Genomic DNA, 24,132 nt, shown 5'->3' on the forward strand with positions numbered 1-24,132 from the left:
GATGTGCATTCTACAGCATTTCAGAGCCCTTGCAACACTTCTTGCAAAGATTTTTTATCGTATGTTTATTTTTCAAACCAATAAAAACATAAGATACTGTTATATATAGTTAATTTATTTTCATTATTTTTGAATTTTATTGAGCACATCCAACAAAATCCATCCATAAACACAATAAGATATTGTTTTATTTTAATTTAAATTATAAAAATCGTTATTACATGACTTATATCGTTCAATTCACATTCTATTCTTGTTTGATTCTTCAGCAATCTGGCGTTTATATACACAAAATTTGTTTTATTGGGTCTTCTTCCAATATACATAGGCCCGATTTAAATATGAAAAAATTGATTGCAACCCTAAAAATTAAAAAAGCCACTGCTATTTAGCAATGGCTTTTGGAATATTAAGCAACAATTAGAATTTCATACTGACACGTGCCCAGTAATTACGTCCCATATTATTAAACTGCTCGGTTGCTGGTAAACCTGTCCCGGAAGCACCCATTTTATTTAAGTGCTCGGTATAAGTCCGGTCTAGAACATTATCGACTCCGACTGATACATCCACGCTATCCATAACATGGTAGCTACCGTTTAAAGACAAAATACCAAAGCCTGCGCTCTGCTTGTTGTCATAACCCACAATATTACCTTCGTTAAGACTGATCCGGTTTTGACCATCTACTACACGCCATAGCAATCCAAAATTATATTTGTCTTGAACATAGCGCAAGTTAACACGGGCTTCTAAAGGAGAGATTTGTGGTAACGGCGTATTATCTGTGGTGTTTTCACCCCAGGCATACATGGCGCTGATATCGGCCTGCAGGCGGTCAGTAAACTGGTAACCAATTCCAGCTTCTGCACCAGCGATAATGGCATCGACATTACGGGTATGTGCTTCGAGCATTCCCATCATGCCAGTAGGTTTATATGTCGTTAACACATAATCATTAATCAAACCTGCGTATGCGGATGCCCATGAGTTGAAATGACCATGCTCATGTTGATAACCAAAATCTAGCTGTAATGTCTTTTCAATATCAATATTGGCAAAAGTATTGACGTTATCATTTCCCGTTTTAGGACTGAATAATTCCCAGTAATCCGGCATACGCTCGACATAACCCAGGCCAATATAGGTCTTGCCATCGTCATGATCGGGATGATGATTTTCAAAACGAATAAAAGCACTCGGTAAAGTTTCATTGCGTTCCTGTTGAGATTGAACAGCGTCTACATTGACCTGATCAAGACGAACACCAGACACCAGCTTATTGTTATCACTAAGCTGATAACTCAATTCTCCAAAAGCCCCCACAGACTGGAATTGCATATCTTTAGTACGCGGCTGAGTTTGATACGGCGTCATCAGACTTCCATTACGTTTAGTATGTTCGTTATTCTGACTATCGATACCAGTAATCAGCTGCAATTTATCCCACTCATTGGTCATTGCCATACGCGCGTTCAATGTTTTACGTGTCACATTGGTCGCCATTGGCATACTCATCATTCCTCCAGGCTGGAACTCGCGTAAAGTAAAATTATCCATGACATGATCATTAAAGTTGTAGTTCACTTGTGCTTCTATCTTTTGGATCACATCCGTGACGTTGTGCTTTTCCACACGTAAACCCAGACTTTCGCGTGCGAACTTGGAACCATCCATTGCACGGCCAGCATAAACCGCTTCACCATCCGCCTTACCACCTGTCAGCTCTACCCAGGTATCCTCATCCGGTGTCCAACCTAATGCGACATCCGCATTCCAGCGCTCCCAATCTGAAGGCACAGTGGTTCCATCACCATCTTGATAACTATTCGATACCGAACGATTGGTATTGAGTCGGACATATTTCTGATCATCGCCTGCTGCAACTTCGACATTATGATCAAGACGTCCGAAAGAGCCCATCAAGACACTGGCCTGACCGCGATAGTTTTGATCTTGATCAAACTGTTCCGGTGTACGTTCGAAAATCACCGTTGCCGCAGAGCCAGTATTGGCATATTGAACCGTCTGCGGGCCTTTAATCACCGAAATACGGTCATAGCTTTCCGGAGAAATATAAGAGGTCGGCGAATCCATACGACTTGGACAGGCGCCCAGGTTTTCGGTGCCATCAGTCAGGATTTTTATCCTTGAACCAAACATGCCACGGAAAGTGACATCACCATTGGTGCCGGCACCGCTATTGACCGAACTAAAGCCGACAATACTTTGCAAATAATCCGCACCATCACTGGCAGGAATCGGTTGAATCGGCTGTTTTGGATCAGCGCGGACAATCAGCCCATTGGCATCATTACCTGATGCTGACGTCACCACAATCGGGGCAAATGTCTGAACCGGCATGGCGTCATTGGCCATCACTATCGAAGAATAACAAGCAACACAAATCGCAGCCGCAAGTGGCTGTAAAGAAAATTTAGGCTGAGCCATTTCTCTATCTCACTAAATACATAAATTAGGCACGGCTTGAGTCAATACCAACCCAAGCTGAAAAATGCAGATTTATGCAGGCAGTGGTGGCGCTCGCCCCTGAGGAATTAAGAAGAGTTGCTGAAGGACAAACCAGACATGCTTAAAGGTTTTTTGATAGGCAATTAAACGGACATGAATCCGGTCAAGAACCTGTTTGATGTCTAGATCTGGTGGTAAAATTAAATTGGCATGAACCTTACAGTACTGACACTGATGATTGGCATCATGATGATCATGTTGAAGATGATCAGATTGGATAAGGTGACTATGCTCGCCAGCGCTATGCTGCGCATGAGCATCTGTCGCGATAAAAAGCGCACGCGTGATGGTTTCACAGACCGGAGCAACCTGATATTGCTTCGGTAACAAAGGCTGTAAAAATACAGCAATCTGTAGAAACACAGCTGCAAATGCAAATAGCAGCCCCGCGCGTAAAAACACAGGCTATTCCTAAAATATGCTTATGTTGATTATAGCAAAGCCCAATCAGAATTGGGCTTTGCTAGACCATTTAAATAAACTTTAAAATGATCCTAGCGCTTCACTGCCACCTTGTCTTTATTACGCTGGCGTACCAGTTTTTCCACTTTTTCACGTGCACGTTGACGTTTTAATGGCGATAAATAATCGACAAATAATTTGCCATTTAAGTGATCCATTTCATGTTGGATACACACAGCGAGAAGTCCGTCAGCATCGAGCTCAAATGCTTGACCTTCCAGATTAATTGCCTCAATTTTTACGCGTGACGGACGATCAACTTTATCGTATATTTGAGGAACTGATAGACAGCCTTCTTCGTAGGGCTGCGTTTCTTCAGTCAATGGTGTGATTTTGGGGTTAATAAACACCATCGGTTGATCTTTATTTTCAGACAGATCCATAACAATCAGCTGAATATGACGATCCACCTGAGTCGCGGCAAGTCCGATACCTGGTGCTTCATACATGGTTTCAAACATATCCGCAGCGAGCTGACGAATTTCATCAGTCACTTCTTCGACAGGTTGTGCAATGGTACGAAGACGGGGATCCGGGAAACTTAAAATAGGTAATAAGGCCATACTGCGTCCTCAATTATGCCATTGATCAAAAAACCAAATGAAGGGAATGCTTCATCAAAAAAATGTGTGTAAGATCGTTATTATAACGCAACTACGCACATAATTTTAGGAATTATGATAATGAAAAAGGTTTTGAAGGGCATGCCATTTTTTAGTGCCTTGGGGTTTAAAAATCAGATGCTGGCACTTGCAGTTTGTGTAGGCGTCAGTATGGGGACCATTCATTCTGCCGAGGCAGCACCTGCACGCAACGTCAATCCACCGGCATTAAAAGCCAATGCACCGAACGTTTATGTGGTGAAAAAAGGCGATACGCTTTGGGATATCTCGAAACGCTTCCTGAAAAATCCGGTCCGTTGGCCGGAAATCTGGGCGAGTAATAAGCACGTGAAAAATCCACACTGGATTTTCCCGGGTGACCGCCTGTTGATGTGTGATTACCAGGGCCGCCCGATTATTGGTAAAGACGAAGGTGATGGTTGTGAAGGTATTATCAGCCGCTATCTTGGCAGTACTTCTCTGCAGCCCCAGATTCGTGTTGAATCTTTAAATAATACGATTCCCGTGATTCCGCTTGAGCACATCAAGCAGTGGCTAGAACGCTACACCCTTCTGGCACCTGATTCAGTTCAGGGCACACCCTACATTCTCGGAACTGCAGATCAGCGCGTACTGGCTGGCAAAGGTCAGAAAGTCTATGCACGTGGTAACGGTCTGGAAGTTGGTCAACGCTATGCCGTGTATCGCGAAGCTGAACCGTATGTATTTACCGATGCGAATGGCAAGAAATATACGGCTGCACTCGAGCTGCAACAGGTGGCATCCGGTATTGCAGTACGTAGCGAAGGTGATGTGACTACCCTTGAACTGACGGATAGTTACAATGCGGAAGTACGTCGCGGTGACCGCGTACTCGCAGAATACGATCCGATGTTACCGACGCTGTTCTATCCAACCAATGCAGAAAATATTGCTGCCGGTGGTCAGATTGTGCGTGTATTGGGGTCGATTGGTACAGCAGCACGTCATAGTGTCGTCACCATTGACCGTGGTACGGCACATGGGGTTCAGACGGGTCATGTCTTTAGCGTGAATCAAAAAGGTGAAGTGGTGACTGATCCGAAAACCAAAGAACGGGTGCAATTACCGGGCGAGCGTATTGGTCAGGTCATGGTATTTAAAACCTTCGATCAATTGAGCTACGCTTATGTGCTGGAAAGTGAATTACCAATCAAGGTTGGTGCCAACATTCAGCCGCCACTATTAGAAGACTAAGCTTTTAAACGGGATGATGTGGATTGATCGGCATCATCCCTCTTGTTTGAACTCATACCCATAATAAGAAGACACCGAAATAGGTCTCACCATGTTGAATACATTGTCGACAGCGCAAATCCATGCCATTACGCTGTGGTATTTACTGCAACACTCCCTCAGCAGCTTTTATAAAATCAGTCAGCATTATGCAGACCTCGCCCATGCAATTGATGGTTCTCAAACCGAAACCTGGCGTAAGTTGGGCATTCATAAAAACCACATTCAGCGCCTGCAAGATTTCCAGTCAAGTGAGTCGCAGCTCCATTTTCAGCGCAGTCTTGAGCAGATCCAGTTGCACAGTGACTTTGTGCTTTTACATACAGATGCCGAATATCCACAGCAATTGAGCCATTATGCGCATAAGCCGCCAATCCTGTTCGGGCAAGGGTATGCAGATCAATTGCTGCAACCGCAAATCGCGATTGTGGGGAGTCGCAAGCCAAGTCTGCACGGCCGGCAAGTCGCTTATGACTTTGCTTTTTATTTGAGTGAACAGGGTTTTTATATTAATAGTGGCCTGGCACAAGGGATTGATGAAGCAGCACATCAGGCCGCATTACAACATCGGCGAACGATTGCAGTGATGGGCACAGGCATTGAACAGACCTACCCTGCCGCCCATCAAACACTACGTCAGCAAATCATCGAACATGGAGGTACGGTCATTACTGAGTTTTTGCCATTTACTCCCCCCTTACAGCAGCATTTTCCACGGCGTAACCGAATTGTCAGTGGCTTAAGCCTCGGGGTGATTGTGGCAGAAGCCGCCTTGAAAAGTGGTTCATTGCTGACCGCACAATGGGCAGCGGAACAAGGCAAGACCACATTCGCCATTCCGGGACATATTTACAGCGAGCATCATCAGGGCTGCCACCAACTGATTCGTGAAGGTGCAATTCTGATTGATCACCCGCAGCAGGTCATCGAAGAACTGGCACTGGCGACGCAATGGCAGGCTTTGGAAAATACTCCCAAACTAGAAGTCGCTGCAGCAGAATCACAACAGATCCCACCACATCTTCTTAGTCTATATAACCAGCTGGACTGGGTGGGACAGAGTCTGGATCAACTGGGAACGCAAGTGCAACAAGAGGTATCTTCCCTGACAAGTCAACTGATGGAACTGGAGTTACTCGGTTTTTGCACCCAGCAAGCCGGCCTGTATCTACGTTGTCGGATTCTTAAATAAGGTTCACAATAGTGCTTTGTTGTTTAATATAAGGTATCCACATGATCACTACCTCTGTTGCCGAAGCAGCAGCATGGCTTAAAGACGGACAAGTCTTGGCATATCCTACAGAGGCTGTTTGGGGCTTGGGTTGCGACCCCTATAATGAACAGGCATTTCATCAGATTTTGACCTTGAAGCAACGCCCGATTGAGAAAGGTGTGATTCTGCTGGCAGCTCATCTTTCACAGGTAGAACATCTGCTGCAGGATTTAAGCGAAGAAATGCGTGAAAAAGTGATTGAATCCTGGAACCATGACAGACCTGCTGATCGCGCGACCACCTGGCTACTTCCTGCCCATCAGGAGATTCCTGGCTGGATTAAGGGCAAGCATCCCAAAGTTGCAGTCCGCGTCACCAACCATCCACTCTGTGTGGCACTGTGTCAGGCCTTTGGCGGTTTTATCGTTTCGACCAGTGCCAACCCTGCCGGCATGGAACCTGCCCGCTCACTTCAGGATGCGATCCGCTATTTTGACCAGAACCTGAATTATCTAAATGGTGACCTCGGTTTAAGTCAGCAACCAAGCCGGATCATTGATGCAGTGACTGGTGTAGTTATTCGTGATTGAGTCCTGTCTGATTTAGTCGGGACACTCAAGCCCGACTAAAGTTTTAAGACAAAAAAAAGCTCAGCCATATAGGGATGGCTGAGCATAAAAAAGGATGTGCATAAATCACATCCAGAGGGTTCAGAAAATCTCTGGGAGTCTGATAAAACAAGGATTTTCTTGCTTGATCATTCTCGATGGGCGCATTATGAAAGAAACTGAATGCAACGACAAGTACAATAAAACAATCAAATAATACATATTTTCTATTAATAGCAAACATTTTTTGAGCAATATTCAAAATATCTTGCTCTTTCTATTCTCTTTTTAAAATAAAACGATATTTTTCTATTTGTTTTAACATTTGAAAATTAGCATTTAAAAGGGGATTTCAATTAAAAAAAAATTGTTCAAAAGATCAATATTTAATCAGACAAAATTCTTAATTAGCTCTTTTAATTCCTAATTAAGCGGATCTGCCGGGATATTGAGCCCAGAGGATTCCGAGTAAAATGATGCCACCACCAATACTGTGATACATGGTCCAGGCTTCACCCAGCCACAAATATGCCACTACTGCGGTAAAGATCGGCATCAGGTTCATAAAAATACTGCTGCGATTGGGACCAAGTTGCTGCACGGCCATCATCCAGAACAAGGGTGCGGCAATGGAAGGGAAAATTCCGGCATAGATAATACTGGCTGCATTAGCATGATTGATGCTGTCCAGACCTAAAAATAACACCAAAGGAATATGATAGAGAAAGGCCATAAAAATCTGAATATACAGGCTCACTAAGAGTGGAATCTGAATCTGCCATTTTTTCAGAAACACGCCATAACAGGCATAGAAAAATACTGCGATCAACATCAACAGATCGCCAATATAACTTTCACCGACAGTTAAAAACTGCAGGCCCTGCCCTTGTGCCATGACATACATCAAGCCAATAAAAGACAGAAGACTCCCCAGCACTGCAGCCTGTGTTGGGCGAATCCTTAAAACAAAAATACCCACGATAATGGTAAAAATAGGAATAAAGGCATTGATCAGGCCCATATTGGTTGCAGTGGTATAGTGTGCCGAACTATAAGCCAACCCCTGATACAGCACCATTCCCAGCGCACTCAAAACAGCAAAATGCCCGAGATGCGGACGAATCTGCGGCCACGCCGCTTTGACTTTGGGCAACATGAATGGAGTTAAAATCAGCAAGGCCAAGGCCCAGCGGTAGAAACTAATACTGATGGGAGAAATATAATCTGCCACATAACGGGTGACGGTCATATTCAGAGACCAAATCAAAACTGCGGCCAGTGGTAAGGCCATGGCCCACCAGACTGCCTTTTGTTGCTGTGTCATACTTTCATCCATGAGTCGCTGGTCTTGTTATTAAGCTATGCCTATTCGCGCATCCTAGCATAATAGATTTTTCACATAAAATTGAGGCAATTTGAAGCTTTAAGTAACTGAGCTCACCTGTTTCTACTTGTACTGAAAGCGAATACCCGTTAAAACAAATACCGTTCAGTCGCAATAAACAGGAAATCTAATGACTCGCTCTGTATATGACATTCCAGTCAAAACCATTGAAGGAACAGAAACCACTTTAAACCAGTACCAGGGTAAGGTTTTGCTGGTGGTTAACGTCGCATCTAAATGTGGCCTGACGCCGCAATATGAAGGCTTACAAAAACTGTATCAGGACAAAAAAACAGAAGGTCTGGAAATTCTGGGCTTCCCTGCCAATAACTTTTTGGAACAGGAACCGGGTAGTGAAGCCGAGATTCAGGAATTCTGTTCAGTGAATTATAAAGTCGACTTCCCGCTATTTGCTAAAATCTCTGTTGCAGGCGAAGACAAGCATCCTTTATATGCCACCCTTACGCAAGCGATCCCGGAACGCATCGGTGAAGGCCCTTGGTGGAAAGATCTGGTCGATTATGGCCTAACGCCAAACCAGCCACCAGAAGTGCTCTGGAACTTTGAAAAATTCCTGATCAATAAAAATGGTGAAGTAGTGGCACGTTTTGCTCCAGATATTACTGCAGATGATCAACGGATTGTCGATGCAGTGAATGCAGAACTTGCAAAATAATTCTCGATTATTCTCATAAGCTTCAAGCTTGAAATAAGTATCTATTTTCTTGATAGATACTTATTTTTTTTAAACCGCTATTTAGCTAAATTGAGATTAACCGGACATATCTTCAAAATGATTGCAGGCCGAACAAGCCAATTTGGTGAGAACAAAGTACTTCTTTACCAGTTTTTAATAATCTTTTTCCTGTTTTTAAATAAGGAAACATTCGGAACCCAGAAGAATTGTTATGAGTTTGCAACAATCTTTTTTATCTCCATAGTTTGTCCTTATATTAAATACTACTCAAATTCCATCACCTGTATCGAGACCCTGATTCCATGTCCAAGATTCTTGCCAATGCTGTCCTTCCTTTCGCATTATTTAGCTCTGGAATTTTACTGATGGGCTGTGAACAGGCTGTCGAAGCACCGGCTGAACAGGCAGATACCACGACCTCAGATCTGGAACCAGCCTCTCAGCAACAGAGTTCAGCAGCCCAAACCGAACTTAAATCGGGCAATATGTTTTATATGGTTCGTGATGTCGCCGACTTGCAGCTCAAGGCCGGCAGTTATGTGGAACAGTTAAAACAGACCCAGACCGAACTGCAAACGGCGGTCGAAGCTAAAGATACCCAGCAACTGCAGTCCACTGCGACCCAGCTACAACAGCAACTCAGCAGTTTTAATCAGGTGTTAGGCAACCTGAACTTGAAAAGTCAGGAAATTGACCAGATTCGTGACAACATTATGACCGCCAATCAGCAAGTTCTGGCTTCTCCTCTTTTAAATGGTCAGGTGGATTTCAGCCAAGTGAACTTGAAAAAGATTGAATCCCAGATGGTTAATGTGCAATCCGAAATGGTCAAACTGGCCGGCTTGCTGATCCAGAATCCAGATCAGGAATCAGAGAGCAATACTGATCAGGACAACACTTAAAATACTTAAAAATCTCATTTTGAGGCGATTGATCGAAACACATCTTCCTCAATCGTCTTGCAGGCTATACACTGTTATCGATTATAAAAATTATATTTAGATCAGGAATTTTCATCTAATCAGATCATCAGGAGTTCAATCATGTCGAATTCAGTGCTGTATTCTGTGGTTCCAGTCACATCCCGGCTTGATCTGAAAGATCCTTTTATTTTTACCGTTCACCATCAAGATCATTATCCGCAAGGCAATGCCGAATTAGGCCCAGTTTCCCCGCCACAGCAGCATGAATATGACATGTATTATGGCGAGAGTATTCCCGGCTTTCCGGAGCATCCGCATACGGGTTTTGAAACCATTACCATTGTCGAGCGCGGGTATGTCGATCATTTTGACTCGCTGGGAAACTCGGGACGTTATGGCGCGGGTGATGTGCAATGGCTGACTACCGGCAATGGGGTACAGCATTGCGAGATGTTTCCCTTAGTCCATCAGGATCAGAACAATCCTCTGGAGCTGTTTCAAATCTGGCTGAATTCCTCACCGGAACAGAAAAAGCAGCCGGCCGATTATAAAATGTTGTGGCGTGAACAGATTCCACATGTATTTTCAGCCGATGCGGCCGGACGTAAAGCGGATATTCGGGTCATTTCAGGACAGTTTAAACAGACTCAGGCACTGGATCGGCCGCCACATTCATGGGCAGCCATTCCCGAGAATCAACTCAATATTTATTTAATCACTTTAAAACCAGAAGCAGAATTAATCATTCCTGCTACTACTGCTACTGCAACGCGTTTTTGTTATTTTTATCAAGGTAGAAGCCTGGAACTTGAAGGACAGAAGATAGCGCCGAAGCATCTACTTGAACTCAAACCGGATGCAGATATTCAGCTCAAAGGTGGGCTGCTGGAATCACATATTTTATGGCTGGAGGGTGAGCCGATCGGTGCACCAGTTGCCATGCATGGACCTTTTGTTTTGAATAGTGCGCAAGAGCTGGATACTGCTTTTCGCCGTTATCGCGAAACCCAGTTTGGTGGCTGGCCTTGGCCAAGCGCTGAACCGTCATTTCCACCAGAACATCCACGTTTCGCCAGTTATGAAGGCGGTAAACGTGAAGAATATCCAGACCAACTAGACAAAGAAACCACTAAATAGTGGCTTCTTTGACATTGGATCAGCTCATATTATTCTTTCGGGCTTTTGACAACGACTAGTTTCTTCTGCACAAACTCTCTAAAACCATCAATCGACAGTTCATGTCCATAACCGGAATTTTTGATTCCACCAAATGGTAACTCAGGCGTGGTATCAGTAAACCAGTTGATCCAGATCATGCCAGTTTCTACCCGTGACGCTAGCTTTTTCGCCCGCTCGATATCCTGAGCATGAATCACACCACCCAGACCATAATTGGAATCATTGGCAATTTCGACAATTTCATCATCATCCTTCGCCACATAGATTTGTGCCACTGGGCCAAAAAATTCTTCATACCAGGCTTCATTTTCACGCGTGATATTTTCCAGAATGGTTGGTGCATAGAAATTGCCTTGATGTTCTACAGCTTTGCCGCCAGTGACCACAGTCGCGCCTTGTGCTACTGCCTTTTCGACCTGCTCGCTGAGTTTTTCCAGCGCATCTTTTGAAGACAGCGGTCCTAAAGTGGTTTCAGGATCGAGCGGATCACCCAGTTTTAACTGTTCAAAAGCTTTCAGCATGCCGGCCTTGAATTGTTCGGCAATTTTTTCATGCAAGATAAATCGCTTCGCCGCCGTACATACCTGCCCGGCATTATTGACACGCGCCTGACAGCCTAACTTGATCGCGCGTTCCAGATCTGCATCATCGAGTACGATGAATACATCATTACCACCCAGTTCCAGCGTTGATTTTTTAAGATGTTTTCCGGCCTGTTCAGCGACTGCACTGCCCGCACCTTCTGAACCTGTGAGTGCTACACCACGCACACGCTTGTCTGCAATTACTTCAGCGACCTGATCACCACTGATAAACAGATTGGTCCAGACACCTTTGGGTGCGCCTGCATCCAACACCAGTTGCTCAAAGGCTTCGGCACATTGCGGCACAATGCCGGCATGTTTTGCCAGAACCGGATTACCAATCGCACAGTTCGGCGCAAAGACCCGCATCAGTTGATAAAACGGGAAATTCCACGGTTCTACCGCCATGATAATACCCAGTGGATGATGCTCAACCCAGGCCTCACCCAGTTCCGTTTCATAGGATACGGGCGCTAAAAATTCTTCGGCATGATCAGCATAGTATTCTGCGATTTTGGCGCAGGTTTCGATTTCACCTTCACTCTGCTTGATCAGTTTCCCCATATCCAAAGTCATGAGCTTGGCCAGTTCAGATTTTTGCTCTCGCATACTGCTGGCCAGTTTTCGCAGTACTGCAATACGGGTATCGACCTGTTGTGACCATTCCGATTTCAGGATTTTTTCTGCGGTATCGAGTGCATTTTGAATATCTTGATCGCTATGGGAGGGGTAGTCTTTCAATTTTTGATTGGTAAATGGATTAATAGATTGATAAGCCATGATTTTCCCTTTTTAAATTATAAGTTTTGCCTGTTCAAAACCCAATCGCATCAAGTTATAACAAGCGAGTATCTGTTCGAATTATTTAACTTATCATTGATTTATTTATGGCGTGTGCCTGCTTACAGATTGGTTCAAAACATTACTGAGAAAGGGTAAAAGTTATATCGAGTGGTACAAAATAAAGTTTTCTAATAAATATTAAACTAAAGCTAATATTGCTGAAGTTAAGGTTCGAGTGGCATATAAAAAATTAGAATTACCAATTTTTGATGATGCTTTTAATCACAAGAGAACAATGAGTTTGCTATTAAATTAATAACAAACTCAAATAAAAATTAATCTCTAATATCCCAAATCTTTTTTAATCTCTGAACTGTATATTCCCATTTAGGAGTGACTGGTTTTGCTATTGTATTTTGATTACCAAAAAAACCTAATTCTTTAACTGGATTATCTGCTAAATATATCCATTTCACTGGTACTACATATTCAGCATTATCTTCTCCATTCTCTAGGCATGTAAGATATTTACCTTCTAATTCCTTATCTTTGGAAAAATCATCTATAGAAGTCTTTGGCCCTATCACTTCAGCAAAACCAATATAGCCCTTCTTCGGAATATTAACCCATACTCTATTACCCTCATTAAGAAGATTCAGTGTATTGGTATACCAGCTTCCTCCCCCGGCTGATATAAAGCCATATTTCTTTGCATCATCCAAACTACGTCCATCTTCCTCATAGCCAAAAGAACAATAAAACTCATTATTCCAGGGTAACTGATTTGTTTTACTTATTGCTCTTTCTTCACTTTCTTGAGGATCTATCAACCAAGAGCGACTGATGTATTTAGAATTATTATCCTCAAAGACTTTGAAAAACATGACATTAATATTAAGTGTGCTGTATTTATTCAAATAATTAATTATTCTTTCTGAGCTTGCATCTAATTCACTCGATACAATTACCATAGAATGATTCTGATTTAATGATTCTTCAGATAGCTCATTACCAAACTTGGCTTCAAATGCATTTGATAAACTTACGTTTTGGTTAATATATTTTAAATAAATCTCAGATAATCTTGTTGCATCCAAATCCATTACCCATGAGGCATAATCTAAGATTTGTGCAACTACCTCTTTTGAAGTCTTATCCTTTTTTAATTCAATAATAATGACCTTTCCCTCTGCATCAACAGCCAATAAGTCTATGTATTTATTAAAATCTGTATAGACTTGCTGTCCAATTAACATCCAATTTTCATTTAAAATAGATATATCTTTACGTATCTGATCTTCTAAGAGTTTTTCGCTATCAATAATTGAATTGCAAAGCAATTGAGGAGTATCCCCAACTTTCCAAATACCATGTTCAACTGCCATACCCTTTTCCTATAGAAATTTTTTAAATTTAAGAATCTTCTTATCATAAAAAAACCACCCTTTCGGGTGGTTTTTTCAATCTCAAACCGTCTCTTACTGAGCGCGGTTTTTGATTTTGCGGATCGTTTCCAACTGAGCAGCAGTTTCTGCAAGAGCAGCCAAAGCAGCAGCAGAGTCCAAATCGCTCTTTTGATTCGCAAGCAATGCTTCAGCGTGTTTACGCGCTTCAAGAATTGCAGCTTCATCTAAGTTGTCAGCACGGATTGCAGTATCTGCAAGAACCGTAACAACGTGCGGTTGAACTTCTAGAACACCACCAGATACATAGATCAACTCTTCTGTACCGTTTTCCAAAATAACGCGGATCGCGCCAGGTTGGAGCAAAGTTACCAGCGGAGCATGGCCAGGCATAATACCCAACTCACCACCAGCACCTTTTGCAATTAGCATCGTTACAGTGCCTGAGTACAAAGACTCCTGAACACTTACAACATCACATTGCATAGTCGCCATGAGAATCTCCTAAATTAGAGTAGCTAATTAAAGTTTCTCGGCTTTAGCAATAACTTCGTCAATACCACCAACCATGTAGAACGCTTGTTCTGGGATGTGATCGTATTCACCAGCTAGAAGACCTTTAAAGCCACGAATCGTTTCTTTAAGAGATACTAATTTACCAGGAGCACCAGTAAATACTTCAGCTACGTGGAACGGTTGAGAGAAGAAACGCTGGATTTTACGCGCACGGTAAACAACCAGTTTATCTTCTTCAGCAAGCTCGTCCATACCAAGAATCGCGATGATGTCTTTAAGCTCTTTATAACGTTGCAATACGTTCTGTACAGAACGTGCAATTTCATAATGCTCTTGACCAACAACTAACGGATCTAACTGGCGTGAAGTTGAGTCTAGTGGATCGATCGCTGGGTAAATACCAGAAGATGCGATGTCACGGCTCAATACAACAGTTGCGTCCAAGTGAGCAAACGTTGTAGCAGGTGATGGATCTGTCAAGTCATCGGCAGGTACGTATACCGCTTGGATTGACGTAATAGAACCAGACTTAGTCGATGTAATACGTTCTTGAAGAACACCCATCTCTTCTGCAAGTGTAGGCTGGTAACCTACTGCAGATGGCATACGACCTAGAAGTGCTGATACTTCAGTACCCGCTAGTGTATAACGATAGATGTTATCTACGAACAATAGTACGTCACGGCCTTTACCGTTTTCGTCTTTCTCATCACGGAAATATTCAGCCATGGTCAAACCAGTCAACGCTACGCGTAAACGGTTACCTGGTGGCTCGTTCATCTGACCGTAGACCATTGCTACTTTGTCTAGAACGTTAGAATCTTTCATTTCGTGATAGAAGTCGTTACCTTCACGAGTACGCTCACCAACACCAGCAAACACAGATAAACCTGAGTGAGCTTTCGCGATGTTGTTGATCAACTCCATCATGTTTACAGTTTTACCAACACCGGCACCACCGAACAGACCAACTTTACCACCTTTCGCAAACGGGCAAAGTAAGTCGATGACTTTAATACCAGTTTCTAAAAGATCAGTAGAAGCCGCTTGTTCTGCATAAGAAGGCGCTTGACGGTGAATTGGTAAACGCGCTTCAGTCGCAACAGGACCAGCTTCGTCGATCGGGCGACCAAGAACGTCCATGATACGGCCTAGAGTCGCTGTACCTACTGGTACAGAAATCGGCGCGTTAGTGTTAGTTACGTTCAAACCACGCTTAAGGCCTTCAGTAGAACCCATTGCAATAGTACGAACTACGCCATCACCAAGCTGTTGCTGAACTTCTAAAGTAGTTTCAGTACCATCTACTTGGAGAGCGTCATAGATCTTAGGAACGCTGTTGCGTTCAAACTCGACGTCGATAACCGCGCCGATGATCTGAATGATACGACCGCTATTCATTGCTGTCTCCTCAATTCAAAATAATGTTAAACGGCAGCGGCACCACCAACGATCTCAGAAATTTCCTGAGTAATCGCGGCTTGACGCAGCTTGTTATAAATAAGTTGCAGGCTCTTAATGATCTCGCCTGCGTTGTCTGTCGCTGCTTTCATAGCGACCATACGTGCAGACTGCTCACATGCGATGTTTTCAATCACACCTTGATACACCACAGACTCGATATAGCGAACCAACAAGCCATTTAAAAGCTCTTCAGCTTCAGGCTCGTAGATATAATCCCAACCGTATTGACGGTTCAGATTCTTGTCTTCTTCAGCAGCAGCCAAAGGAACAAGTTGTTCGATTTTTTGATTTTGAGTCATGGCATTGACAAAGCCGTTTGACACCAGATAAATACGATCTAACTCGCCTTTATCATAAGCGTCCAACATCACCTGTACAGAACCAGATAACTGCTCAAGACTTGGAGCATCGCCGACTTGCGTCGTCGCACCAAGCACTTTACCGCCGTAGTTTTTAAAAAACGAAACCGCTTTTTGACCAATTAAAGCAAATTGAACTTCAATTGACTGCTCTTGTTGCTGTTGAACGTGTTTAACCACTTTCTTGAACAGGTTAATGTTCAAACCACCAGCAAGGCCACGATCTGAAGACACAATGATATAGCCAACGCGCTTAACCGGGCGTTCAACCATATAACGGTGTTTGTATTCAGGATTCGCTTGGACCAAATGAGCAATTACACGGTGCATATTTTCGGCATACGGACGGCCTTGAGCCATGCGCTCTTGCGCACGACGCATCTTAGAAGCTGCTACCATTTGCATCGCTCGAGTAATCTTCTGCGTGCTCTTGATACTAGCTACTTTGGCGCGAATTTCTTTTAAATTTGCCATACGCTTAACCTAGTATTCGAAAGCCCTTGCGAGCTTCCGAAGGTTGATTCCGTGAACCAAACCGACACTAAATTCAACAGAGGTTGAAATTAGTAAGTTTGAGTCGCTTTAAAGCTTTCAATACCTGCTTTGATTGCAGCTTCGATGTCTTTGTTGTAATCACCAGAGGCATCGATTTGTTGCATTAACGCAGCATGTTCTGAACGGAAGTAAGAAATCAACGCAGCATCAAAGTCTACGATTTTCTTAACGTCTACGTCAGCCATGTAGCCTTCGTTAGATGCATAAATTGAAACAGCTTGGTCAGCAATTGAGTAAGGAGCATATTGTTTTTGCTTCATTAACTCAGTTACACGTTGACCATGTTCAAGTTGCTTACGAGTTGCTTCGTCAAGATCAGAAGCGAACTGAGCAAATGCTGCCAATTCACGGTATTGCGCCAAAGCAGTACGGATACCACCAGACAATTTCTTGATGATCTTAGTTTGCGCTGAACCACCAACACGAGATACAGAGATACCCGCGTTCACAGCAGGACGAATACCTGCGTTGAATAATGATGTTTCAAGGAAGATCTGACCATCAGTAATCGAAATTACGTTGGTTGGTACGAATGCAGATACGTCACCCGCTTGAGTTTCAATAATCGGCAATGCAGTTAATGAACCAGTTTGGCCTTTAACTTCACCGTTAGTGAATTTCTCAACGTAGTCAGCAGATACACGAGAAGCACGTTCAAGTAGACGCGAGTGTAGATAGAACACGTCACCTGGATACGCTTCACGACCTGGTGGACGGCGTAAAAGCAATGAAATTTGACGGTAAGCAACAGCTTGCTTAGACAAGTCATCATAAATGATTAACGCATCTTCACCGCGGTCACGGAAGTATTCGCCCATTGTACAGCCAGAATACGGAGCTAGATACAGCATTGCTGCTGGATCAGCTGCAGCTGCAGCTACAACAGTTGTATACGCCATAGCGCCAGTTTCTTCTAGCTTGCGTACCACGTTAGCGATAGTCGATTGTTTTTGACCGATTGCTACGTATACACATTTAATGCCAGAGTTTTTCTGAGCGATGATCGCGTCGATCGCCATTGCTGTTTTACCAGTTTGACGGTCACCAATGATCAACTCACGTTGACCACGGCCTACAGGGATCATTGTATCTACTGATTTATAACCAGTTTGTACAGGTTGATCCACTGATTGACGCCAAATTACGCCTGGTGCTACTTTTTCAACAGCATCAGTTAATTTTGCATCAATAGGGCCTTTACCATCAATCGGGTTACCCAAAGCATCTACTACACGGCCTAAAAGTTCTGGACCAACCGGAACTTCTAATACACGACCTGTGCAACGCGCTTTTTGACCTTCTTGAAGGCTTAAGTAGTTACCTAAAACAACGACGCCCACTGAATCCTGTTCTAGGTTCAGTGCCATACCGTAAAGGCCGCCGTCGAATTCGATCATTTCACCGTACATAGCGTCAGCTAAGCCGTGAATACGCACAATACCGTCGGAAACCATAACAATGGTTCCTTCGTTCTTAGCGGTTGCGCTGGTGTCCAGATCGCCGATACGCTGTTTAATGAGCGCACTGATCTCGGATGGATTCAGTTGTTGCATTGCGCTATACCTCAATCTTTTTAAAGTTCAGTCTTCTAAATGCAATTAAGCAAGAAGACGAGTACGCATTTTTTCAAGCTTGTTAAGCGCAGAATCATCTATCACTTGGTCGCCTGCACGAATAACTACACCAGCAATCAGCGCTGGGTTAACTTCTACAGAAACATTTACCGCCGCTTCGAATTTTTTCTCTAATGCGTGAGTAAGAAGTTGTTCCTGTACAGAAGTCAATGGGAATGCTGATTCAATCACAACATCCACAGTATTGTTATTCTGTGATTTAAGCTGCTCATATTCTGCTGCAATCTCAGGAAGAAGAACCAAACGGTTATTCTCTGCAAGCAATGTCAGGAAGTTAGACACTGCTGCAGTTTGGTCTTCACCTAAAACTTTCGCAAAAAGAGCCACCTGCTCAGCAGGTGTAAGCTCAGGGCGATTTAGATAAGCTGAAAATGCTTCGTCTTGCACCGCAGCACTGAGCAATTCAAGTGCTGTTGACCAAGAGTCAGTTGCACTTTGCTCAGAAGCGTAAGCAAATGCTGCTTTAGCGTATGGGCGTGCCAACGTCAAGAGTTCAGCCATAATCCGCCTCTCTTAAAGTTTAGCAGCCAGCTGAGTCAGCATGGCATTGTGAGCTTCTGCATCAACTTGCTGGCTAAGAATTTTCTCAGCACCAGTTACTGCAAGAGCAGCCACTTGTTGACGCAATTCTTCGCGAGCAGCATTGATTTCAGTATCAACAGCTTCTTTAGCCTGTTGACGAATACGCTCACCTTCAGCCGCAGCTTGGGTACGCGCTTCTTCGATCAATTGTGCACCACGACGGTTCGCTTGTTCGATCAATTGAGCCGCTTGTGCTTTTGCCGCGTCTAACTCAGCTTTCACTTGTGCTTGCGCATCTGCAAGGTCAGCCTTCGCTTTTTCAGCAGCATTTAAGCCATCAGCGATTTTACGCTGACGTTCACTAATCGCATTGATTAGTGGTGGCCATACAAACTTCATGCAGAATGCGACAAAAATCGCAAACGCAATCGCTTGGCCAAACAATGTGAGGTTGATATTCATTGCAAATTCCTCAAATAGTGAATTTCGGAATTAAGCTGATTAACCTACAAATGGATTAGCGAAGATGAAGAACAAGCCAATACCAACACCGATCATAGGCACAGCATCAAGAAGACCCGCGATTAAGAACATACGAGTTTGAAGTTGTGGAGCCAATTCTGGTTGACGAGCTACAGCTTCAAGGAAACGGCCGCCTAGAAGACCAAAACCAATCGCAGTACCTAAAGCACCGAAAGCGATCAAGATAGCAGATGCAATTGCAACTAGACCTAAAGTGAGTTCCATGATAATTCCTCAGAGGTTAGGTTTTATACCAAATTAAGTTAAAAAATTGTGTGCCCAACCATCCGTTGACAGTTAGGCAATACCATTAATGCTTTTCGCTTGCCATACTCATGTACACGATAGTCAACATCATGAAAATGAATGCTTGTAGCGTAATAATCAAAATGTGGAAAATCGCCCAAGGCACAGACAACGCCCACTGGATCCAGAACGGTAATAACGCGATAAGAATGAAGATTAACTCACCCGCATACATGTTACCGAACAGTCGTAGAGCCAATGAAACTGGTCGCGCCAAGAAAGTAGTCAATTCCAACAATAAGTTGAATGGAATTAAAAGCACTTTAGCAACTGGATTACTTGGGTTAAATGGGTTCAGTGCTAACTCACCAACGAAGCCGCCAACACCTTTCTCACGAATACTATAGAAAATAATTAAGAAGAATACAGAAATAGACATACCGAGGGTAATGTTTGGATCTGTAGTCGGAACAATTTTAAAGTAAACCTGATGAGGGTCTACACCCAGCATAGAAGCAATCGCGTGTTGAGCTACATAAGGAATAAAGTCAACAGGGATCAAATCCATCAAGTTCATGAGGAAAATCCACACGAAAATGGTTAATGCTAAGGGTGCAATTAATCGAGACTTCCCGTGGAAGGTATCACGTACACTTGAATCTACAAACTCGATAATCATTTCAATTGCAGACTGGAACTTGGTAGGAACACCAGCATTAGCTGCTTTCGCAACCAACCAGAACAACAAACAGAAAATCAGACCCAGTCCGATAGACCAACCCATTGAATCCAAGTGAATAGCAGTGAACCCCATCTGTTGAGCTTCAGCACCGCTCTCGGCCAATTTCCATGTACCGTCCGGCATTTTGCCATAGGTCATGTTGGTCAAGTGATGCTTGATATACTCGGTCGAAGTAAGGGCATGTTCTTCAGCAGCCATAAATCACACCTGGTCAATGTCAAAAAACTAATAGAATAAACGAATATCGCGTGCTGCTTGATATCTCGCCTGCTCCTGAAAAACTTTTCAATTTCTTGTTGTGCTTATACTCATTTTTGTAGACGTGACGCCCAAAACGGAGCGACCCACGACATGGCTTGAACAAGTATAAAACCACAAAACAACGCCACCGCTGACAACGGTTTAACATTGCTTAAAATTAAAATGAAACCAACAATCACAATGGCAAACTTTCCCATCAAGCCTTTATACATGTTCGAAAGAACTTGTTTAGACGCGCGGGCTCCTGCTGCTCGAAACGATTGCCACGAAAAATAACAAGTCGCGAGCCAACATACCAGTGCACCTAATGCTGCACTCAAGGCTGCGGTTGAGTCTTTCACGACCCAGCCGATCAAGGCTGAAACAGGGATCATACAGGCTTGCAGGAGGACCAAAGCTTTCGCTAATCGTCGGTCAATCAAGCGACTAGTTCGGCTCATTATTTATTCACTCACAGCAATCATGCTTGACAAGTTTAACAGGTGATTATTTTTAATCGCAGGCATTATAGAGTTACACCCCTGAACATGCAATCTTTTCCCGACCTTAGTCGTGTTTTTTTAAATCGGGTCACTGCTGTTAAACTAATCAAAATCTGTCTATTTTTTAAATCATTAGCGTGCATTTAGTACACATTTCTGGGTTTCGGCGGCCAATTGCTGCCAAGCCTGCACAAAGTCCCCTGCCCCGCTCATGCTTTCATCGACATGCTGGAACAGTACCGGATTGAGTTTGCGGTACTGGTTTTCACTGGCATGACCTTCGGCCAGCAGACACATTTTGCGCTGTGGACGATGATCCTGTAAAAACTTGATTTGCGCCACCGTTGGTGAAACATGTGGATCATCGGTCAATGCCCCCATGAATTTTAAATTGAGTGGGCGCTCAAGATACTGGTAGGCATCGTGATAAGACCAATAAGGTTTGGCTTTGTTACTTGAACTATAACGCTGAGCCGTAGCAAACATGTTTTGTGCAAAGTCACGGGCATTTTTCCAGTAGCGTTCACGATGTTCCGGCAGTTGTTGCGAACGTAACGCCGCAATAAAGAAGCCAATCCGTACGGCATTATTCGGATCGAGCCAGACATGCGTGTCTACCGTATTTTTCAAGGCCTCGCCACGCGGATTACGCATCGGCAAGGTGGTCAATATCCCCGAGTCTAACAGTGCAATGCCTTTATTACTTTCATTCAGCACTTTGGCCAAGGGTGCTTCATGCGCCTGACCCAGCCAGATCACCAGACCTGCATTCTGAATAGTTTTTCGATGCGCCGGAGTCAGACTCACATCATGTCCACTTTGGTTGGCCAGCAATAAAGTCGGCTGTTCCACACCTTGGGTAATTTTCTTGGCAATCAGATAGATCGGCTGCGTAGACACCACCAGACTTTGTGACCAACTGAGTGTACTGAACAATGCCAGCAGACTGATTGCAAGGAGACGGAACATGAGTAGAAATCACTTAAAAACGATAAAATCAGGAAGTGTTATAATATAACAAAAATACAAAAATACCTATGCCTAATCGAAACTCAGAACGCTTCATGTTAAGATTTGAAATCTATTAATTTTCAGTTTCGCACTTGAGGTGAACTATGGGTTCCTGTTCGCACGAACACCACAACGCATTGCACGGCGTGCACGACCATCCCAATGTCGCACAACGTCTTGCTGAAGCGGAAAGTCTTTGTGCAGCAAGCGGCGCACGCCTTACACCTTTACGTAAAGAAGTGCTGGAACTCATTCTAAATGCGCATGGCCCGATGGGCGCCTATGATCTGCTGGCACAAATGAAAAATGCCAGTGATCGTCCTGCAGCCCCACCAACGGTGTATCGCACTCTGGATTTTTTATTAAGCAAAGGGCTGATTCATCGCCTGACCTCGATCAATGCCTATATCCCCTGTTGCCATCCGCGTGAAGGTCATCAGGCTGCTTTTTTAATCTGCACCGAATGTAAAGCCGTGAAAGAAGCGTCGGCTCAGGGCTTACTCGATCAACTCGATGCACTGGCCAGCTCGGACGACTTCACGGCACATCACAGCATTATCGAAATTTCAGGAATTTGTCAGCAGTGCCGCAACAAAGCTTAAGTGCATCTCCCTTGATTCAGCTTTCCAAGATCTGGGTCAAAATCGATGAGCGCGATATCTTAAAAGCCATTGATTTCTCGTTACAAGAGAAAGAAATTGTCACACTGATTGGTCCCAATGGTGCTGGTAAATCGACCTTAATTAAAGTCATGCTGGGCATTTTGAAACCGCAATCAGGTGAGATCAAGACTGCGCGCAAACTCAAATTCTCTTATGTGCCACAGAAATTCAATCCCTCACATAGCTTGCCGCTACGGGTGAAAGATTTATTGGCACTAGAAAAGTGTCCGTCCGAGATTAAAACCGAAATTATTCGCGATACCGGCATTAGTAAACTGCAAGATTCTAAAGTGCAGCAGTTGTCTGGCGGTGAACGTCAACGGGTGCTACTGGCCCGCGCCTTATTACGCCAGCCGGATATTTTAGTCCTCGATGAACCGATGCAGGGTCTAGACATTCAGTCCGAAGCTGAACTGTATGAATATGTGCGTAACTTGCCGGAAAAATATGGCTGTGCCGTACTGATGGTTTCACATGACCTGCAATGGGTGATGCAAGGTACGACTCGGGTCGTGTGCCTGAACAAGCATATCTGCTGTAGTGGCCTGCCGGAAAGCGTGCAGCAACATCCCGAATATCAGGCGATTTTTGGCACCAATCGGGTGTTCTATCAACATCATCATGATCATTGCGCGCACGGCGATTCTGCCACCCCCTGTCAGCATGATTCACGCCCTCATATTCACCCCGAGCCGGAAGCTTAAACCATGATGGATTGGTTACAACTCCTTTTACCTGCATGGATCATGGGTACGCTATTGGTATTTCTGACTGCCCCATTGGGCTGTCTCATGCTCTGGCGACGTATGTCATTTTTTGCTGACACTATGGCACACGGTACTTTACTCGGTGTTGCCATTGCTGGGGCTTTAAGTTTACCGCTGTGGATGGGTGTAACTTTTATTGCCTTATTATTGGTAGGGATTTTGTGGGTACTGCATGATCCGCGCCTGCCGAATGATGCCTTGCTGGCGCTGTGTTCAGCAACACTGCTTTGCTCAGGTCTATTGTTCATTCAGCATTTACCGAGTTTAAGACCGGAACTTCTCAGCTATCTATTTGGTGATCTACTGACGATTTCCTGGGCGGACTTACCCACCTTTGCTATCGTGATTATTCTGGCCTTAGCCGTTCTCTATAAAAGCTGGCAAGCGCAGATTCAAATCGCAATTGATCCGGACATGGCGGTCAGTGAAGGTGTAAATGCCAAATGGCAACGCCTGATCTTTATGTTGTTATTGGCATTGTTTACCGTGCTTGCGCTGAAAGCAGTCGGTTCACTCTTGATGGGGGCATTACTGGTGATCCCTGCCCTGACCGCACGACTCCTTGCACACTCACCCAAACAAATGGTGATCTGGGCATTCGTGATTGCGCAAATTGGGGTGACCGTGGGCCTATGGTCGAGTGCCGGTCTCAATACTTCGACTGGTTTAACCATTGTACTGACCATGGCGGTGCTATTTGCACTGATCTTCTGTGTGCAGAAGTTTAAAAAGCTGAATTAATCT

Annotated in this window: 25 protein-coding genes; 9 read left to right on the forward strand and 16 right to left on the reverse strand. The window is 44.0% G+C overall.

The window, feature by feature from the left end:
* Positions 1 to 420 precede the first annotated feature (420 nt).
* The 3 genes from I6L24_RS02930 to def all read right to left on the reverse strand — a co-directional run bounded on the left by I6L24_RS02930 (position 421) and on the right by def (position 3,557).
* Complete coding sequence (locus I6L24_RS02930; RefSeq protein ID WP_216986398.1) at positions 421 to 2,451, reverse strand: TonB-dependent copper receptor; 2,031 nt, start codon at positions 2,449 to 2,451, stop codon at positions 421 to 423.
* Positions 2,452 to 2,523: 72 nt separating this feature from the next.
* Positions 2,524 to 2,934: a DUF2946 family protein gene (locus I6L24_RS02935; protein ID WP_216986399.1), complete on the reverse strand. Its 411-nt coding sequence runs from the start codon at positions 2,932 to 2,934 to the stop codon at positions 2,524 to 2,526.
* Positions 2,935 to 3,026: 92 nt separating this feature from the next.
* The gene (gene def / locus I6L24_RS02940; RefSeq protein ID WP_004644875.1) at positions 3,027 to 3,557 is read right to left on the reverse strand and encodes a peptide deformylase; all 531 of its coding nucleotides are present in this window, start codon (positions 3,555 to 3,557) and stop codon (positions 3,027 to 3,029) included.
* A 120-nt stretch (positions 3,558 to 3,677) separates the two neighbouring features.
* On the opposite strand from def, the gene I6L24_RS02945 reads away from it, so the two are divergent.
* The 3 genes from I6L24_RS02945 (at position 3,678) to I6L24_RS02955 (ending at position 6,674) form a co-directional block, all read left to right on the forward strand.
* A complete protein-coding gene (locus I6L24_RS02945; RefSeq protein ID WP_216986400.1) occupies positions 3,678 to 4,832 on the forward strand; it encodes a LysM peptidoglycan-binding domain-containing protein in 1,155 nt (384 codons plus the stop codon).
* Between the two features lie 91 nt (positions 4,833 to 4,923).
* Positions 4,924 to 6,063, forward strand: a complete 1,140-nt coding sequence (dprA, locus tag I6L24_RS02950) for a DNA-processing protein DprA (protein ID WP_216986401.1) — start codon at positions 4,924 to 4,926, stop codon at positions 6,061 to 6,063.
* A gap of 41 nt (positions 6,064 to 6,104) precedes the next feature.
* Positions 6,105 to 6,674, forward strand: a complete 570-nt coding sequence (locus I6L24_RS02955) for an L-threonylcarbamoyladenylate synthase (protein ID WP_216986402.1) — start codon at positions 6,105 to 6,107, stop codon at positions 6,672 to 6,674.
* A gap of 445 nt (positions 6,675 to 7,119) precedes the next feature.
* Here I6L24_RS02955 and I6L24_RS02960 read toward each other — a convergent pair whose 3' ends face one another.
* Positions 7,120 to 8,016, reverse strand: a complete 897-nt coding sequence (locus I6L24_RS02960; protein ID WP_216986403.1) for a DMT family transporter — start codon at positions 8,014 to 8,016, stop codon at positions 7,120 to 7,122.
* Positions 8,017 to 8,206: 190 nt separating this feature from the next.
* Between I6L24_RS02960 and I6L24_RS02965 the strand changes: the two genes are divergently transcribed.
* The 3 genes from I6L24_RS02965 (at position 8,207) to I6L24_RS02975 (ending at position 10,833) form a co-directional block, all read left to right on the forward strand.
* Positions 8,207 to 8,752, forward strand: a complete 546-nt coding sequence (locus I6L24_RS02965) for a glutathione peroxidase (RefSeq protein ID WP_216986404.1) — start codon at positions 8,207 to 8,209, stop codon at positions 8,750 to 8,752.
* 323 nt (positions 8,753 to 9,075) lie between these two features.
* The gene (locus I6L24_RS02970) at positions 9,076 to 9,675 is read left to right on the forward strand and encodes a hypothetical protein (RefSeq protein WP_005108413.1); all 600 of its coding nucleotides are present in this window, start codon (positions 9,076 to 9,078) and stop codon (positions 9,673 to 9,675) included.
* Between the two features lie 141 nt (positions 9,676 to 9,816).
* Positions 9,817 to 10,833, forward strand: coding sequence for a pirin family protein (locus I6L24_RS02975; RefSeq protein WP_044112397.1), 1,017 nt, complete (start codon positions 9,817 to 9,819; stop codon positions 10,831 to 10,833).
* 29 nt (positions 10,834 to 10,862) lie between these two features.
* Here the strand turns inward: I6L24_RS02975 and I6L24_RS02980 are convergent, their stop codons facing one another.
* The 12 genes from I6L24_RS02980 to I6L24_RS03035 all read right to left on the reverse strand — a co-directional run bounded on the left by I6L24_RS02980 (position 10,863) and on the right by I6L24_RS03035 (position 21,917).
* Positions 10,863 to 12,239 (reverse strand): NAD-dependent succinate-semialdehyde dehydrogenase, encoded by a 1,377-nt coding sequence (locus tag I6L24_RS02980; protein WP_216986405.1) that lies wholly within the window; start codon positions 12,237 to 12,239, stop codon positions 10,863 to 10,865.
* A 338-nt stretch (positions 12,240 to 12,577) separates the two neighbouring features.
* The gene (locus I6L24_RS02985; protein WP_216986406.1) at positions 12,578 to 13,627 is read right to left on the reverse strand and encodes a PDDEXK family nuclease; all 1,050 of its coding nucleotides are present in this window, start codon (positions 13,625 to 13,627) and stop codon (positions 12,578 to 12,580) included.
* 93 nt (positions 13,628 to 13,720) lie between these two features.
* The gene (locus I6L24_RS02990; RefSeq protein WP_004280998.1) at positions 13,721 to 14,140 is read right to left on the reverse strand and encodes a F0F1 ATP synthase subunit epsilon; all 420 of its coding nucleotides are present in this window, start codon (positions 14,138 to 14,140) and stop codon (positions 13,721 to 13,723) included.
* Between the two features lie 27 nt (positions 14,141 to 14,167).
* Positions 14,168 to 15,562, reverse strand: coding sequence for a F0F1 ATP synthase subunit beta (gene atpD, locus I6L24_RS02995; protein ID WP_004644863.1), 1,395 nt, complete (start codon positions 15,560 to 15,562; stop codon positions 14,168 to 14,170).
* Between the two features lie 26 nt (positions 15,563 to 15,588).
* Entirely contained in the window at positions 15,589 to 16,458 is an 870-nt protein-coding gene (atpG, locus tag I6L24_RS03000) for a F0F1 ATP synthase subunit gamma (RefSeq protein ID WP_004644862.1), read from the reverse strand.
* Between the two features lie 89 nt (positions 16,459 to 16,547).
* On the reverse strand, positions 16,548 to 18,092 hold the full coding sequence (gene atpA, locus I6L24_RS03005; protein WP_004644861.1) for a F0F1 ATP synthase subunit alpha: 1,545 nt from the start codon (positions 18,090 to 18,092) through the stop codon (positions 16,548 to 16,550).
* A gap of 45 nt (positions 18,093 to 18,137) precedes the next feature.
* Positions 18,138 to 18,674 carry a F0F1 ATP synthase subunit delta gene (locus tag I6L24_RS03010; protein ID WP_004644860.1) on the reverse strand — a complete coding sequence of 179 codons (537 nt, stop codon included), beginning with the start codon at positions 18,672 to 18,674 and terminating at the stop codon, positions 18,138 to 18,140.
* 12 nt (positions 18,675 to 18,686) lie between these two features.
* Positions 18,687 to 19,157: a F0F1 ATP synthase subunit B gene (locus I6L24_RS03015; RefSeq protein ID WP_004280990.1), complete on the reverse strand. Its 471-nt coding sequence runs from the start codon at positions 19,155 to 19,157 to the stop codon at positions 18,687 to 18,689.
* A gap of 39 nt (positions 19,158 to 19,196) precedes the next feature.
* A complete protein-coding gene (gene atpE / locus I6L24_RS03020) occupies positions 19,197 to 19,442 on the reverse strand; it encodes a F0F1 ATP synthase subunit C (protein WP_000424060.1) in 246 nt (81 codons plus the stop codon).
* Positions 19,443 to 19,527: 85 nt separating this feature from the next.
* Positions 19,528 to 20,403 (reverse strand): F0F1 ATP synthase subunit A, encoded by an 876-nt coding sequence (gene atpB, locus I6L24_RS03025; protein ID WP_004644859.1) that lies wholly within the window; start codon positions 20,401 to 20,403, stop codon positions 19,528 to 19,530.
* Between the two features lie 110 nt (positions 20,404 to 20,513).
* Complete coding sequence (locus I6L24_RS03030) at positions 20,514 to 20,906, reverse strand: ATP synthase subunit I (RefSeq protein ID WP_004280982.1); 393 nt, start codon at positions 20,904 to 20,906, stop codon at positions 20,514 to 20,516.
* 174 nt (positions 20,907 to 21,080) lie between these two features.
* Positions 21,081 to 21,917, reverse strand: a complete 837-nt coding sequence (locus tag I6L24_RS03035; RefSeq protein ID WP_004280981.1) for a metal ABC transporter solute-binding protein, Zn/Mn family — start codon at positions 21,915 to 21,917, stop codon at positions 21,081 to 21,083.
* A gap of 146 nt (positions 21,918 to 22,063) precedes the next feature.
* Here I6L24_RS03035 and I6L24_RS03040 point away from each other — a divergent pair, with 146 nt between their 5' ends.
* From I6L24_RS03040 to znuB, 3 genes are read left to right on the forward strand one after another with little or no spacing between them, the layout of a single operon-like run.
* A complete protein-coding gene (locus tag I6L24_RS03040) occupies positions 22,064 to 22,561 on the forward strand; it encodes a transcriptional repressor (RefSeq protein WP_004280980.1) in 498 nt (165 codons plus the stop codon).
* On the forward strand, positions 22,543 to 23,325 hold the full coding sequence (znuC, locus tag I6L24_RS03045) for a zinc ABC transporter ATP-binding protein ZnuC (protein ID WP_004644858.1): 783 nt from the start codon (positions 22,543 to 22,545) through the stop codon (positions 23,323 to 23,325). The genes I6L24_RS03040 and znuC overlap by 19 nt, the downstream gene beginning before the upstream one ends.
* Before the next feature lie 3 nt (positions 23,326 to 23,328).
* Positions 23,329 to 24,129: a zinc ABC transporter permease subunit ZnuB gene (gene znuB / locus I6L24_RS03050; RefSeq protein WP_005105129.1), complete on the forward strand. Its 801-nt coding sequence runs from the start codon at positions 23,329 to 23,331 to the stop codon at positions 24,127 to 24,129.
* The last annotated feature ends 3 nt before the right edge of the window (positions 24,130 to 24,132 follow it).

Source organism: Acinetobacter lwoffii (genome assembly GCF_019048525.1).
Lineage (GTDB): Bacteria > Pseudomonadota > Gammaproteobacteria > Pseudomonadales > Moraxellaceae > Acinetobacter > Acinetobacter lwoffii_K.